This is a genomic window from Marinobacter gudaonensis, assembly GCF_900115175.1.
In the GTDB taxonomy this organism is placed as follows: domain Bacteria; phylum Pseudomonadota; class Gammaproteobacteria; order Pseudomonadales; family Oleiphilaceae; genus Marinobacter; species Marinobacter gudaonensis.
The window spans coordinates 1,169,982-1,185,097 of sequence record NZ_FOYV01000001.1 but is presented as its reverse complement, the minus strand read 5'-3'; the positions used below and the strand labels follow the sequence as shown (position 1 = coordinate 1,185,097).

Annotated in this window: 10 protein-coding genes; 8 read left to right on the top strand and 2 right to left on the bottom strand. The window is 58.6% G+C overall.

Features of this window, described 5'->3' with window-relative positions:
- The first annotated feature begins 53 nt into the window (after nt 1–53).
- The 6 genes from BM344_RS05355 (at nt 54) to BM344_RS05330 (ending at nt 10,367) form a co-directional block, all read left to right on the top strand.
- Nucleotides 54–1,079, top strand: a complete 1,026-nt coding sequence (locus tag BM344_RS05355) for a putative solute-binding protein (RefSeq protein WP_091986874.1) — start codon at nt 54–56, stop codon at nt 1,077–1,079.
- 15 nt (nt 1,080–1,094) lie between these two features.
- Nucleotides 1,095–3,146, top strand: coding sequence for a TRAP transporter large permease subunit (locus tag BM344_RS05350; RefSeq protein ID WP_091986871.1), 2,052 nt, complete (start codon nt 1,095–1,097; stop codon nt 3,144–3,146).
- Between the two features lie 161 nt (nt 3,147–3,307).
- Entirely contained in the window at nt 3,308–5,974 is a 2,667-nt protein-coding gene (locus BM344_RS05345; RefSeq protein ID WP_091986869.1) for a S8 family peptidase, read from the top strand.
- 83 nt (nt 5,975–6,057) lie between these two features.
- Nucleotides 6,058–6,462, top strand: coding sequence for a protease complex subunit PrcB family protein (locus tag BM344_RS05340; RefSeq protein WP_228143557.1), 405 nt, complete (start codon nt 6,058–6,060; stop codon nt 6,460–6,462).
- A 99-nt stretch (nt 6,463–6,561) separates the two neighbouring features.
- On the top strand, nt 6,562–8,457 hold the full coding sequence (gene parE / locus BM344_RS05335; RefSeq protein ID WP_091986866.1) for a DNA topoisomerase IV subunit B: 1,896 nt from the start codon (nt 6,562–6,564) through the stop codon (nt 8,455–8,457).
- A 131-nt stretch (nt 8,458–8,588) separates the two neighbouring features.
- Nucleotides 8,589–10,367 (top strand): SLC13 family permease, encoded by a 1,779-nt coding sequence (locus BM344_RS05330; RefSeq protein ID WP_091986864.1) that lies wholly within the window; start codon nt 8,589–8,591, stop codon nt 10,365–10,367.
- Here the strand turns inward: BM344_RS05330 and BM344_RS05325 are convergent.
- Nucleotides 10,362–11,648, bottom strand: a complete 1,287-nt coding sequence (locus BM344_RS05325) for an EAL domain-containing protein (RefSeq protein ID WP_091986861.1) — start codon at nt 11,646–11,648, stop codon at nt 10,362–10,364. The genes BM344_RS05330 and BM344_RS05325 overlap by 6 nt on opposite strands.
- 554 nt (nt 11,649–12,202) lie before the next feature.
- Here BM344_RS05325 and BM344_RS05320 point away from each other — a divergent pair.
- Both BM344_RS05320 and BM344_RS05315 read left to right on the top strand, forming a co-directional pair.
- The gene (locus BM344_RS05320; protein WP_091986857.1) at nt 12,203–12,748 is read left to right on the top strand and encodes a cytochrome b; all 546 of its coding nucleotides are present in this window, start codon (nt 12,203–12,205) and stop codon (nt 12,746–12,748) included.
- Nucleotides 12,749–12,812: 64 nt separating this feature from the next.
- Nucleotides 12,813–13,394: a YceI family protein gene (locus BM344_RS05315; protein ID WP_091986854.1), complete on the top strand. Its 582-nt coding sequence runs from the start codon at nt 12,813–12,815 to the stop codon at nt 13,392–13,394.
- Nucleotides 13,395–13,428: 34 nt separating this feature from the next.
- Here BM344_RS05315 and BM344_RS05310 read toward each other — a convergent pair whose 3' ends face one another.
- Complete coding sequence (locus BM344_RS05310; protein WP_091986851.1) at nt 13,429–15,066, bottom strand: methyl-accepting chemotaxis protein; 1,638 nt, start codon at nt 15,064–15,066, stop codon at nt 13,429–13,431.
- Nucleotides 15,067–15,116: the final 50 nt, after the last annotated feature.

Here is a 15,116-nt window from a genome sequence, read left to right as displayed (position 1 = left end):
TCTCCGACACCCTCTGAATATCTGACAAACACAAGAATGACCCGGAGGTCGTAATGATCCGCAAATCCAGACCAACCCTGACCCTGGCCGCCCTGACCCTGGCTGCTGCCGCGCCCCTTGCATCCGCAAAGACCGTCTCCATGTGCGTGTTCGATGTGATCGGGGCCAATGGTGACTTCTATAACTTTGTGAAGGACTACTCCCTGGAAATGAAAAGCCACGGGGTTGATTTCGAGCTCAAGCCCTACACCGACGAAGGCGTCGCCATCGGCGACTTCAACGCCGGCCAGTGTGATGCCGTGGCGGCCACCGACATCCGGATTCGTCCGTTCAACAAGTTCACCGGCAGCATCAGTGCCGTGGGAGCCATTCCCACCTACGGCAACCTGAAAACCCTGCTGGCCACTCTGGCCCAGCCGAAAGCCGCGCCGCTGATGAAATCCAACGGCTATGAAGTGCTGGGTATCATCCCGGTGGGCGCCGGCTACCTGTTCGTGAACGACCGGAGCATTGATACCGCCGGTGAGCTTGCCGGCAAGCGCATGGCAACGCTGGATTACCAGAAAGACGCCATCCATATGGTGAACTACGTGAAGGCCACTGTGGTTCCCTCTGATATCACCAACTTCGCCGGCAAGTTCAATAACGGCTCGGTGGATACCGCCTACGCACCGGCCTTTGCCTATGAAGCGCTCGAACTGTACAAGGGCATTGGCGATAAAGGTGGCGTGGTTGACTATCCCCTGGCGCAGCTGACCCTGCAGATCGTAGCCCGCGATGAGGTCCTCGGAGATGATCTCGCCCAGAAGGCGCGCGAGGAAGCCTGGAACATGTTCCCGCAGGCTATGACCCTGATCGAAGGCCAGGAAGCCGCGATTCCCGATGAGAAGTGGGTACGCATTCCCGAGCAGGACATCCGTGGCTATCAGGAAATGTTCCGGGAGAACCGCATCGAAATGCGTGACGGCCTCAACGGCGCACCGGATGTTTACCATCCCAAGATGATGGGCCTGCTCAGCAAGATCCGCTGTGCCAGCAACCCGGCTGCCGCCGAGTGCACTGCGGCCAACCGGGAATAACAGGGCGGAATCCTCATGAACTGGCGAGCACTGACCGCTCCGGCTGCGAGAACCCTCTACCCCGTGCATCGATTGCACGGGGCCGTTCTCCTGCTTCTGTTGTTGTTCACCCTGCTGCTGGGCATGGGAAACTCCCTGCACTCGCGGTTGCTGTGGGTGGGCGAACAGACCTGGCCTAACTACTACCTGCTGAACCCTGACGCCAAGGAACCCACCTGCCAGCTGGAAATGGACGTGGACGCAGAGGTGGCGCGACGGGTGCAGGCCTACAAACCAGACCCGGACGATCTGTTCAGCTCGCCCCCCAATCCGGAGGCCATTCGCAAGTCCCTGCAGAGCAACCTGGAGCTTTGTCAGCAGCAATACGCCCTGTATCAACAGAACCTGGAACACGCCACGCCCGCGCTGGGTGTGTTCAAGGCGGTAGAGCAGGGGCTGGCCGAGTTCCTGCTCGACAACATTGAGCTGACCAAGTACCTGTTCATTGCCATGTTCGCCATGGCGGCCGCCATTGCCGCCCTGGATACGGACCACATTGCCCTGAGACTGCCCCGCAACCGCGCTGAATGGCGACTGAGCCAGGGGGTGCAGTTTGTCGTGAACGGGCTGATGGTGCTGTCTCTCAACGCCTATCTCGGCAAGCTGGCAAGCTCGCCGGGCTCGGAGGCCACCATGGACCTCCAGTATGCCTGGGCAGGTGTGTTCGGCCTGTTCATGGTGATCAACGCCATTCGCTTTGTGAACGTCCCCGAGCGCATCCGGGCCGGCAAGCTCTCTGCATCGTCGGGGCTGGTGGTTCCGCTGTATTGCGCCATGGGTCTGATCGCCATGTCGTACTTCTTCCTGGTGGACGGCTACGCCTCGGGCCTGGCGATCTACTTCGGGATGATGTCCAACCTGTCCTCCATGTTCATCAACATCGGCCTGTACGTGCTGGTGGGCATGATGCTCAAGCAGACCCGGATTCCGGAGCTGCTGCTGAACCTGATCAAGCCGTTCAACCTGCCCGCGCCACTGCTGGCTTCGGTAATCATCTTTGCGACGGCGTTCCCGACTGCCTTTACCGGCGCCTCCGGTATTTTCATTCTGGCGGTGGGCGGTGTGGTCTACGACGAGCTGCGCAGAGCCGGTGCCGGCAGACAGCTTTCTCTGGCGACCACGGCGATGTCTGGCAGCCTCGGGGTGGTACTCAATCCATGCCTGTTGATCGTGGTGGTGGCCGCCTTGAACAAAGAAGTGACCACAACCGAACTCTATGGCTGGGGCTTCTGGGTGTTCATCATGTCCGCCACCCTGTTCTCCCTGGTGGTCTGCAAGACACAGGGTAACTGGAAGCCACGGCCGGCACCGGGTGCCTTCCGGGCAGCGCTGGGTGAAAGCCGGGCGCTGGTGCCATATGCGCTGGTGGGTGCCCTGGTGATCGCCGCCATCTGGATCGTCCTGGGTCTGAAGTTCAACGAATACAGCGCGCCGCTGATCCTGCCGCTGGTGATGCTGGCCCTGGTGCTACTGGATTCGACCAAGGCCAATCGCACCGGGAGCGAAACTCGCTCTCAGGCCTTCTGGAACCGCAGTTCGGCGGCCGCCAGTGATTCCGCCGTGCACATTGGCGCGTTGCTGGCACTGATCGGGTTCTCGATCTGTCTTGGCGGCATTCTCGAGCGCTCCGATATTGTTCACGCATTGTTTCCGGAAGACCTTACCAGCCCATGGATTGCCATGCTGGTTATCGTTGTGATGCTGACGGTGATCGGAATGGTCATGGACCCGTTCGGCGCGGTGATCCTGGTGTCTGCCACGATTGCCCAGCCGGCGATTCAGCTGGGTATCGATCCGCTGCATTTCTGGATCGTGTGCCTGGTGGCCTTCGAACTCGGTTACCTGAGCCCGCCGGTGGCCCTGAACCATCTGCTCACCAGGCAGGTGGTGGGCGAAACCGAAGTGTTGGCCGCCGAGCGCACCGGCTCCTTCTGGCATCGCTACGAGCGGCTGCTCCTGCCCCTGGCGGTGATGGGGCCAACCCTGCTGTTTGTGGCATTCGTGCCCATGCTGTTCTACGCGTTGTAATCTTGTTATGGCAGGATGAAGGCCGCCTGGGGGGAACTCCAGGCGGCTTTTTTGCATCTGAAGTACATAAAGCTACGTAGGACAACAGAACCAAACAGCGGTGTATCTCGTCTATGGGCTATGCTCGTTGCCACGACCTCCGATAATGGTGTTTTTTCTTCATGTCTATTTTTGCCGCCTTGAGACTGCTCGTGACCATTTCCGGCCTGCTGGTTCTCGCAGGCTGTGGGGGTGGCGGGGGATCTGCTAGCGCTGGATGCTTGGGTGAATTAGGAAGCTTTTCTCAGAGTGCAGTGAACGCCCAATCGGTGTCGGTTAGTGGTGTAATTGATATCGAGAGTCAGACTCGGATTGACTCTGATACTGCCGACGATCTACGCATAAACCAGTCGATAAGCAACAATTGTGATGATGAGGCTCAACGCCTGCCCGTTACGGGCGTGGTGGGCGGTTATTTGAGCCCCTCGGCAGGAACATACCCGGCCCGGTCAGGGGAAAGCACACGTTTCGACTTTGCACAGGATGCTCAGGATTATTTCAAAGCTGACCTTAAACCTGGAGATCGAGTCTCCCTTCAGGTCTTCAGCGACGAGCGTTTAGAAGCACCTAGGCCGCGGTTGCAAATCTTTGACGGAGAAGATCGCGAGGTCTTCGTTGGCGCGCCTGGCGACTCTCAGTCGATTCTGCATGTCATAGAGTCTGGGAGGGGCAATTACACCATTCGAGTGGGTGCACAGTCAGGAGGTCCGTTTCGTTATGTGCTGATCGTCGCCGAGCGCAACGCTGAAAGCATGATGAATGCGGCCTACCAAAAGCCCGATTTCGTCCCGGGTGAGGCAATCGTCACGTTTGCAGGAGTCAATTCGAATTCAGACGCCCCTTCGTCGCTTACGAGTTCCATGTCGGCTGAGCCAGTTCGCGAGCTCCGACCGGGCGTCTGGCATCTACGACAGAACGAATTTAAGTCCATGGCTGGGGCGAATAGTAAGCTGGCCAAGATCAAAACCGCTGCTTGGGTGCAGCAGTTGCGCAATCAGGCCGGCGTAAGTGCTGCCTCTCCAAACTATATTTACCATGCCCAGACGACCAGTCCCGAGAGTAATCCCCTTTACGGGCGCCAATGGAATTCCACCTTGATCAGTCTTCCCAGCGCTTGGCAGGCGGCCCCCAACGCGGGTGTTGGTGTGGGCGTTGCTGTGCTCGACACAGGCCTTTTCAGTTCAGCTCCCAATACCGCAGGAAACTGGCATCCTGATCTTGAGCAAAACGTTCTAGTAGTGTCTACGTCATCATCCTCGCCTGATTTTGTGGGCCTTCAGAATGACCTGGATAACGAACCGGGGCGTGACTCTAATCCAGCTGATCCAGGTGATGGACAGCCCAGGAGCAGCAATTTTCATGGTACCCACGTAGCCGGAATTGTCGCGTCTGTCGATAACTCAATAGGCGTGGTCGGAGTCGCCCATCGATCTGATCTCATCCCTGTACGAGTCCTCGGGGAGGCGGGCACTGGAAATCTGGCCGACCTGATCGCTGCGATAGAGTGGGCCGGTAATCAGGCTGAGATCGATGTCATTAATCTCAGCCTCGGAGGCGTCGCACCTAATTCTCAGCTCGAAAACGCGATCAATGCGGCACACAACGCGGGAAAGCTGGTAGTCGCAGCCGCGGGCAATCAGGCAACCGACGAACCGACATACCCTGCAGCGTATCCGAATGTTGTGGGTGTTGGTGCGGTTGACGCAGGAGGTGAGCGGGCATCCTATTCGAATGTTGGGGCGTCGGTGAGTTTGGTGGCACCTGGGGGCGATGCCAGTCGTGACGCAAATCTGGATACACGGGCAGATATTATCGTTAGTACCTGGGGCACCGATGATGAGGGGGTTTTCGAGCCCGGATACGCAGGACTTCAGGGAACTTCAATGGCCGCGCCTCACGTTTCAGGCTTGTTTGCCCTCATGAAGGGAGAAAAGCCATCACTTTCTTCCGATGAGTTTTTTGCCCTGATGGTTGGTGGCCAACTTACGGATGCAAAGGAAAACAGCACCGAATATGGAGCTGGTCTGATCAACGCAGTCAAAGCCGTGGATGCGGCCTTGGATGGAAACATTCCAGACGTGCTTGCGGCGTCCCCATCGGTGGTCACTTTTGTTAATAGTGACAGCCAGATCCAACTTGCGTTAAACCAATATCCGACGCAGGCCGACATCACTGTAGTTGGGATTTCTGCCGATGCGGAATGGCTTCGGGTTGGGCCTGAGCTAGTCGCAGGCGAACCTTCTCCCCCAGCGGTCACTCTGAGCATAAATGCGGCATTGCTTGGGCAAACTCAAAGTGGAACGGCGGAGCTGCAAATCGACTACAGAGGATCGGGAACTGTTCGAAGTCTGTCGGTTCCGGTAAACGTGCGCCTTTCCGATCCCAGTGACAGAGGAGACGCTGGCCGGCACTATGTTTTGCTGCTGTCTGCAGATGAAGCACGGAATACAGTGTATCAACAGGTAGTATCTGCGATCGGGGGACAGTATCGATTTGAATTCGGCAACGTCGAGCCGGGTAATTATCTTTTAGTCGCTGGCACTGATATGGACAACAATGGCTTTATTTGCGAAAACGGCGAGGCCTGCGCTGAGTATCCCGTGAATGGACTGCCGCAGATTATTAAAGTTCAGGAAACAGAGCTTACTGGTCTCCGCATGAGTACAAGCTTTCGGAGACCAACAATCAATTCACTTGGCGGACCTCGTGTTGGCTTCGAGGGGTATAGCCTGAAATCCGTCAATTCGGAAATGAACGAGCCGACCAGACGAATGGAGGACAGTCCTTGAGAGCGCGTTATTCTGTTGTCCCAAGTGTAGTTCTGGCCGTCTCATTGGCCGCCTGCACGTCCGTGGCCATGGACCGTGGGGCGGTGTCTGAAGTGCGCCAGATCACCCAGTCGGATCACTGCGGGCTTACCGGTCCCGGCGTCGTGTATGTGGACTCGGCCGATGACCTGGAACCCTTGCTGGGCGTTGCTGGCCAGAATCTCAGTGTCCGGCTCATTCGTGAGGTGGATCTTGCCAGCGAGCATCTGGTGTTTGTGACCTTGGGCCAGAAGCCGACCGCAGGCTATGGCGTTGCTCTTGAAAAGGCGCGATTCTCCGGCAGCACGCTGTCCCTCGATATGGTGACGAGAAAGCCCGGGCAGGGCATGATCGTGGCCCAGGTGATTACCTCTCCCTGCGCGGTGGTGGCCGTGCCCGGTGTGGAGTGGCAGCGGCTGGAAGTATCCGGGGTTACCAGTAAGCCCCTGGTTCGGGATCTTGCGCGCTGAGCGTGCGCTGGCGGCCACAAAACAACCGTTGATCTTTGCTCACGAATCCCTAAGCTATGGCTCAGCTTTCTACACCAATCGCGGAGCCCGTTCCTGCCCATGAGCCAGCAACAATACAACGCCGATGCCATTGAAGTCCTGAGCGGTCTGGATCCGGTGCGCAAGCGCCCCGGCATGTACACCGACACCAGCCGGCCGAATCATCTGGCACAGGAAGTGATCGACAACAGTGTCGACGAGGCGTTGGCGGGCCACGCCAGGCGCATTGATGTGGTGCTCTACAGTGACGGCTCCCTCAGCGTGGAGGACGACGGCCGCGGCATGCCTGTGGATCTGCACAAAGAAGAAGGCCTGCCAGGTGTTGAGCTGATTCTTACCCGCCTCCATGCCGGCGGCAAATTCTCCCAGGGCAACTATAACTTCTCCGGCGGTCTGCACGGCGTGGGTGTCTCGGTGGTGAATGCGCTGTCCACGCATCTGGAAGTGTCCATCAAGCGAGACGGCCAGCTGCATCGCATGACCTTTGCCAACGGCGACAAGGCCTCCGAACTTGAAGTGGTAGATACCGTCGGCAAGCGTAATACCGGTACGCGACTGAAATTCACGCCGGATGCGAAGTACTTCGACAGCCCCAATTTCTCGGTCAGCCGCCTCCGGCATAACCTGCGTGCCAAAGCGGTTCTGTGCCCGGGGCTCACCGTTACTTTCCTGCAGGAAAAGACCGGCGAGAAGGACGAGTGGTTCTACGAGGACGGCCTCAGAGACTACCTGCGCACCGCCCTGGCAGACATTGAGGCGGTGCCGCTGGAGCCTTTCACCGGCAGCTTCTCCGGCAACAAGGAGGCAGTGGACTGGGCCATCCAGTGGCTGCCCGAGGGCGGCGAGGCGATCATGGAGAGCTACGTCAACCTGATTCCCACGGCCCAGGGTGGCACCCATGTGAACGGACTGCGCACCGGCCTGCTGGAGGCCATGCGCGAGTTCTGCGAGTTCCGCAACCTGCTGCCACGGGGCGTGAAACTCTCGCCCGAGGACATCTGGGAGCGTGCTGCCTACGTGCTTTCCTTCAAGATGCAGGAACCGCAGTTCTCAGGGCAGACCAAGGAACGCCTGTCGTCACGTGAGGCTGCCGCATTCATCTCCGGTGTGGTGAAAGACGCCTTCAGTCTGTGGCTGAACCAGCACACAGACGTAGCCGAGGCGTTGGCCGAGCTGTTCATCAGCAACGCCCAGCGGCGCCTGCGGGCCAGCAAGAAGGTGGCTCGCAAGAAGGTCACGTCTGGCCCGGCGCTGCCCGGCAAGCTGGCAGACTGCTCGGGCGCAGACACCGCCCGCTCCGAACTGTTCCTGGTGGAGGGAGACTCCGCTGGTGGCTCCGCCAAGCAGGCCCGCGACCGGGAATTTCAGGCCGTCATGCCTCTGCGCGGCAAGATCCTCAACACCTGGGAGGTGGATTCAGGAGAAATCCTGGCGTCCCAGGAGGTCCACGACATCGCCGTGGCCATCGGTGTGGACCCGGGCTCGGACAAGCTAGAGGGTCTTCGCTACAACAAGATCTGTATCCTGGCGGATGCGGATTCCGACGGTCTGCACATTGCCACCTTGCTGTGTGCTTTGTTCGTGAAACACTTCCGTCCGGTGGTGGCGGCGGGCCACGTGTTTGTAGCCATGCCCCCGCTGTATCGGGTGGACCTGGGCAAAGAGACCTTCTACGCCCTGGATGAGCACGAGAAGCAGGGCATCATCGACCGGATTGCCGCGGAAAAGCGCAAGGGCAAGATCTCGGTCACCCGATTCAAGGGCCTGGGCGAGATGAATCCGCTGCAGCTTCGAGAGACCACCATGGCCCCGGATACCCGGCGCCTGGTGATGCTCACTATTGAGGACGGCGACGACACCGACAGCCGCATGGACATGCTGCTCGGCAAGAAGCGGGCGTCGGACCGCCGTGCCTGGCTCGAGACCTACGGTAACATGGCCGATATCGAAGTCTGAGTCGCACTCTTGATCGCACTCGCTTCATAATCTGCATATGCGCTAGGGTGCTATAAAAAGCATCCTTTATTCTTTCTCTGTCTTCAGCAAACTCGTTATCCTGCCAGTTTTCAAACCGGGAAGTACCATAAATGGACTGGCAGGGTTGGTTTGCGCTGGGGCTTGCGGGCTCTGCGCTGCTGTTGATGAGTGCAGGGCGTTTTGCGCCCCATCTGGTAATGATGGGTGTGCTGGTTGTCCTGAGTGCCAGTGGCATCGTGTCCGCCGACCAGGCGCTCTCCGGTTTCAGCAACAGTGGCCTGATCACCGTTGTCGCCATGTTTGTGGTGGCGGCGGGCATCCACCACTCCGGTGGTGTTGATCTGTTGGTCAACCATCTGCTTCGCAATCCCCGAACCGTACGTTCTGCCCAGGCCAGGATTGCACTACCGGTCTCCCTCCTCAGTGGTTTTCTCAACAACACACCGGTGGTTGCCACCATGATTCCGGCGGTGCACGCCTGGTCGCGCAAGATAGGCATTTCGCCTTCCAAGCTGATGATTCCCCTGAGCTACTCGGCGATCCTCGGCGGCACCCTGACACTGATCGGCACCAGTACCAACCTGGTCATCAATGGTCAGTATCAGCAACTGACCGGTGAGCCGGGCTTTTCCATATTTTCCATTACCGCCATTGGCCTGCCGGTAGCCGTCATCGGTGTGACCGCCATGCTGCTGGTGATGCCCCGGATGTTGCCGGACCGGAAGGACCAGCAGAAGTTTGGCTCCATGCGGGAGTTCACTCTGGAGGTGGCCGTATCCTTCGATGGTCCTCTGGTGGGAAAGACGGTTGGCGAGGCCGGGTTGCGGGAACTGGAGCGTTTGTATCTCGTGGAGATCGAAAGGGACGGCAGCGTGGTAACCGCGGTGCCCTCGGAGGAACGCCTGCGCGGCGGCGATCGGCTGGTGTTTGCCGGCGATACCCAGGCTATTTCCGACCTGCTGCGCATCAACGGTATTGTGCCCTCGGTGCATGACGACGAGCCCAGTCTGAGCAAGGACCGGGCTGAGCGCCGTCTGGTGGAAGCGGCGCTTTCCCCACGGTCGGATGTGTTGGGCCTGACCATCCGAGACGCCCGTTTCCGTGACCGTTACGGCGCGGTGGTACTGGCGGTTGCGCGCGGTGGCGAGCGGGTATCGGGCAATCTTGGCAATATTCGCCTGAAGCCCGGCGATGTTCTGCTACTCGAAGCAAGGCCGGCGTTCGTCAGCCGGCAGCGATACAACAAGGATTTCCTGCTGATAAACGATCTGGAAACCGAGACTCCCAGGCACGATCGTGCATGGCTGTCCTGGGGTATCCTGCTGGTACTGGTGGGGCTGGCGGCCTGCGGCATTCTGAGTATGCTGAATGCCGCTTTACTGGGCGCAGCGCTGATGATTCTTTCGGGCTGCTGTTCGGTAGGGCAGGCCCAGAAATCGGTGGATGTTCCGGTGATCCTCACTATTGCTGCCTCGTTTGCGCTGGGCGCGGCGCTTGAGCAGACCGGAGCTGCCGGCTTTGTTGCCGAGGGTATCCTGCAACTGAGCCAGGGCAGCGTGCTGCTCACCATTCTGCTGGTGTACATTGCGGTTTCGGTACTTACCGAAGTGATCACCAATAACGCGGCCGCGGTGCTGGTGATACCGATCGTGTTGTCCATGACCAACAGCATGGGCGTAGCGGCGGAGCCGTTTGTCATTGCCGTAATGATGGCGGCGTCGGCCAGCTTTGCCACACCCCTGGGTTATCAGACCAACATGATGGTGTTCGGTCCCGGAGGCTACCGGTTCAGTGATTTCGTGCGCGTGGGTGTGCCCATGAACCTGTTCATTGGTGCGGTGACGGTAGCGGTGATAGCGATGGTCTACGGTATTCGGCCGGGCCTATAAAGTGGCTGGCGTGGGGCTTGCCAGGATGTCGCAGCAGAGCACCTGGAGCTTACCCTGTTGGTAGAACCCCAGAGAGAGGGTCACGCACATATAGGCGCCGGTGACGCACAGATAGGGCGCGGTTACGTGCAGGCTTTCCGGCTGGGCCAGTGCCTGGCGCAGGTACTGCTGGCGATACCAGTCGGCGCTGGTGGTGCTTTCAAGGGGCTTGAAACGAGGGTCAAGGCCCCGGGTCGCGGTATCTGACACCACGGTGTCATCCATCTGTACGCCCCGGTCATCCACCAGGTAGCAGCGGGACACCGCCGGGTGATTGAGCAGTTCCACGCAGGCCTGGTGCATGCTCAGGCCGTCGCGCAGTTTGCCAGTGGCTTGCTCGAAATAGCCACTGAAAAAATCCACCAGCTGTCGGGTCGGATCCAGGGTTACCTGGTTCCGGGTCTTGTATTCCTGCAGCAACTGGTCGAGGTCGGCCGGGCCCTGGCCCAGCTGGCCCAGGTCGGTGCTCGGCTTCTCGAAGTAGAATCCCTGGACAAAATCGACGCCGGCATCAATGGCAATCATTGCCTGATCCCGGGTTTCGACGCCTTCAAGAAGCACCAGGCAGCCGGACTGATGCAGCAAAGACACAATGCCGTTGAGAATCTGGCGGGCCTTGTGGTCGTCGGTCGCGCGGGTAAGCAGCTTGCGATCAAGCTTCACGATATCGGGCGACAGGTTCCAGATCCGTTCAAAATTGGAGTGTCCGGCGCCGAAGTCATCAATCGCGGTGAGGCAGCCCAGCTTCTTGTAATAGGCCACGGTTTCTCTCAGCCGCTCCGCATCGTCGGTAGGCTGTTCCACAATCTCCATGACGATCCGGTGTGGCGGCAGGCCGGTTTTCTCAAGCACCTGGCCGAAGAAAGAATCGGCCTGGCTGCCCGCGGTGACCACCCGGGGTGAAACGTTCAGGAACAGCCAGTTCAACTGGTCCTGAATGCCGCTGTAGTTGCGTATGTGCAGGTATCGGCACAGGCGGTCGAGCAGCAGGTTTTCTGCATCGGAAGCAGGCAGTTGGAACAGGTGCAGTGGCAACACGGCGGCATTGTCGGGATCAAAGGCCCGTATCAGGGCTTCATAACCCACAATCCGCTTGTGTGAAATGCTGTAGATGGGTTGCAGTGCCGTCCTGAGTTTCAGCCCCCGGAAGTCTGCGGTCCATGTGTCGCCTTCCCGGTTCAGCATTGGGGAGAGCAGATCCACTTCCGGAGCCTTCAGCTTGTCAGGGAGGCGTTGCGACATAGACGATTCTGATAGATTGAACGAACGCATCAGTCGGCCGAACGACTGAACTGTCTCGTATCAGTACGTATTAAGCCTGGGAAAGCAGGAAGTTACTGATAGTTGGGAGGAAGGTTGCCAAAAAAACGGATTTATTACCACTGTTTCATGTAGAAACTGGAAACCGTTTGTATCTTTAGCTGTCACCACGACCGGATGGCCGCTCTGTCGGCAGGCGGGTTCTCGGAAGGTAAAAGTCGCGCCCAGCGGCCACCTGGCAAAGGCAAGGCACCGCCAGAACATCAATTGTTGCTGGGTACAACCACGCTTTCGTCAAATTCGAGTTCCATGTCTCGTCCTCTCGGTCACTGAGGCCCCGGACGGGGCGTTAAATTATGTGATAAGAGTATCTCGTTGATCGGTTGAGACAATCCGTAAAACCCCTATGCGACTAAAGGCAAACGCGGTTAGGTCGGTCAGAAATTCTGATGATCGGCAGCAAAAGATTTTGATTTCCAAGGGCACGCGGTCTTTCTAGACTGAGGCAAATTCCAGGGATCAGGGTGACTGAACTTATGCCTATCAGGAACACGTCAAGCCGATTCGGGCTTGTGGCCGTCGGGCTTCACTGGCTTGTTGCGCTGGCCGTTTTTGGTCTGTTCGGGCTCGGGTATTGGATGGTGGACCTGTCTTATTACCATGACTGGTACCGGAGGGCGCCGGATATCCATCGCAGCATCGGGTTGCTCCTGCTTGCGGTGATGGTGATCCGGGTGATCTGGCGGTTGACGGACAGAATACCCGCGCCGCTGCCGGGCCACACGCGCTGGGAGGTCAGGAGTGCGCACCTGGTACACGGGCTCCTCTATGTTCTGGTGTTTGTTGCGATGGCCAGCGGTTACCTGATATCCACCGCCGATGGCTCGGCGATCAGTGTGTTCGGCTGGTTCGATGTGCCATCGGTCACCGGGCGGATCAAGGGTATGGAAGAGGTGGCCGGTACCGTGCATTACTGGTCAACCTGGGCCCTGGTCGTGCTGGCGCTGTTACACGCGGCCGGCGCTTTCAAGCATCACCTGGTTGATCGCGACCGCACCCTGATTCGTATGTTTGGAAAGTAGTGTCCGGAGTATTTGAATCCTGTCCAACGCCCCAGAAGGGCATCTATCAGATAAGGAGATATCCATGAAGAAGGTTCTGCTTGCGTCCGCCGTGTCCATGGCGATGGTCGGCTTTGCCCAGGCCAGTGAACACAGCGGCACTTACGCGTTTGACAAAAAAGGCGCGCACCAGTTCGTCACCTTCAAGATCTCGCATCTGGGTTATAGCTGGCTCTATGGACGATTCAACGACTTTGACGGCCAGTTCACCTACGATGCGGACAATCCCGAGAACAGCTCCGTCAATGTCACCATCGACACCAGCAGCGTGGATTCCAACCACGCAGAGCGCGACAAGCACCTTCGCAGCGAAGATTTCCTGTACGTGGACGAGTACCCACAGGCAACCTTCAAGAGCAAGCGGGTTGTGGTGGATGATGACGGAGAGGCCGATATCATCGGCGATCTGACCCTCCGTGGCGTTACCAAAGAAATTACCCTGGAGGCAGAAATGCTGGGCCACGGCGCCGATCCCTGGGGTGGATATCGCATGGGTTTTGAAGCCGAAACCGAGCTTCGACTCAAGGACTTCGGCATCCCCATGGACCTCGGAAAGGCCTCCGAGACTGTGGAGATCATCATTTCTGTCGAAGGTATCCGGCAGTAAACCGGGCTGACCTCGCCCAGGCCAGATTCCGGGGTTACACCCGGAATCTGCCCGTCTGACGCTCGAGCTCCCGGGCGTAACCTTCCAGAGATTCGCTGATCCCGTCGATATCCCTCGACCGGTTGGCGCTTTCGGTCGCAAGATCGTTGATATCCGTTATGCTCCGGTTGATCTCGTCGATTACCTGGGTCTGTTCTTCGGTGGCGGAAGCCACGCTGGTATTCATATCCGCAATGTTCGTCATGGCCCCCAGAATGGCCGTGAGCTCCTGCTCGGCCTCGGTGGCCAGTTTTTCGGTTTCCGTGGCCTCCCGGCTACCGGTTTCCATCACTGACACAATATCGGCCACACCGGTTTGTAGGGTGGTTATCATGGTCTGAATGTCTTCGGTGGATTGCTGGGTGCGCTGAGCCAGGGTACGGACCTCATCGGCCACGACTGCAAAGCCCCGTCCCTGTTCGCCGGCCCTGGCGGCCTCAATGGCGGCATTCAGTGCCAGCAGGTTGGTTTGCTCGGCAATGCCCCGGATGACGTCCAGAACCGAAGTAATGTTGTCGGAATCTGAGGAGAGTTTCCGGATAACCTCGACAGCCTTTGAAATCTGTGCCGCCAGCCGGTGCACCTGTTCCGAGGAGCTGCGGATGATGCGGGCACCGTTGTTGCCATTCTCCTCGGCCTCTTTGGTCAGCTCAGCGGCCCGGGAGGCGTTGCCGGCCACCTCCTCAATAGCGCTCTGCATCTCGTTGATGGCCGTCGCCACCATGGCAATCGAATCCGTCTGACTGGACACGCCTTCGCGGTTATCCCTCGCCGCCTGGGCCAGGTCACTGGCGCCCGTACCCAGCTCCCGGGTCAGTTGCTGAATGGAGGCAATCATTGATTGCAGGTTCTCCAGAACCAGGTTGAAGCTTCGTGCCAGTTTGCCCAGGTCGTCGTCCACTTCCACAGGAATGCGTTGGGTCAGATCCCCTTCACCCTGGGCAATGTTGTCCAGCTGTTCCCGAAGGCCTCGAATAGATGCGATGATCAGCTTCAGGAACAGTGTGAACAGCAGGACACTGATCACGATGGCCGCAACGGTGACAAGCAGGATGGTGATGGAGCTGCTCCGGCCTTCAGCCGAGGCCCCGGTTGCCCGGGAGGCGGCGCGTTCGTCGGCGTGGGCGCCAACGTCGTCGTAGAAATTGCGCAGGTTGTCGAAGAGTTGCGAGGTTTCGGCAGTTGCCAGATCACGGGCACGTTCGGCATTGCCGTTTTCGGCCAGTTCAAGAACCTGCCGGGCCGAGGTCAGCCACTGATCGTATGCCGCGTCGAAGCCGCGGGCCACCTCCGCCGCTCCCGTGCCACCCAATCGTTCAACGGCCTGTTTGAACCTGGAGCGCGCCTGTTCCGAGTTTTCAGCAAAGCTGTCAAGGTGGTCGGCTCCGTCCTCGCCGTTCAGGCTGGCGTCGACATACGCCATCTGGGCGACCAGTGCCTGGTAGAGGTCGCGATCACCGTTCAGGATTTCGCTCACGGAGGGGAGAAAGGTCTCTGCGATAACGTCTGTGTCCTCGACCAGGTTGCGTACGGTGTTAACCGCAAAAAGCCCGATGATCACAAGTGCGACCGAGGTAATGACAAAGGGCAGGGCAATTTTTAATCGAACACCAAGACGATTACCGAAGTCCATGACAGTCTCCTGATTTCCCGTGCTGGCTTTAACGGAAGCATAGCAGCGGG

Bases quoted from the DNA above. Each gene is read 5' to 3' on its own strand.
- BM344_RS05355 (WP_091986874.1), top strand. From the start codon at position 54: ATGATCCGCAAATCCAGACCAACCCTGACCCTGGCCGCCCTGACCCTG.
- BM344_RS05350 (WP_091986871.1), top strand. From the start codon at position 1,095: ATGAACTGGCGAGCACTGACCGCTCCGGCTGCGAGAACCCTCTACCCC.
- BM344_RS05345 (WP_091986869.1), top strand. From the start codon at position 3,308: ATGTCTATTTTTGCCGCCTTGAGACTGCTCGTGACCATTTCCGGCCTG.
- parE (WP_091986866.1), top strand. From the start codon at position 6,562: ATGAGCCAGCAACAATACAACGCCGATGCCATTGAAGTCCTGAGCGGT.
- BM344_RS05330 (WP_091986864.1), top strand. From the start codon at position 8,589: ATGGACTGGCAGGGTTGGTTTGCGCTGGGGCTTGCGGGCTCTGCGCTG.
- BM344_RS05325 (WP_091986861.1), bottom strand. From the start codon at position 11,648: ATGTCGCAACGCCTCCCTGACAAGCTGAAGGCTCCGGAAGTGGATCTG.
- BM344_RS05320 (WP_091986857.1), top strand. From the start codon at position 12,203: ATGCCTATCAGGAACACGTCAAGCCGATTCGGGCTTGTGGCCGTCGGG.
- BM344_RS05315 (WP_091986854.1), top strand. From the start codon at position 12,813: ATGAAGAAGGTTCTGCTTGCGTCCGCCGTGTCCATGGCGATGGTCGGC.
- BM344_RS05310 (WP_091986851.1), bottom strand. From the start codon at position 15,066: ATGGACTTCGGTAATCGTCTTGGTGTTCGATTAAAAATTGCCCTGCCC.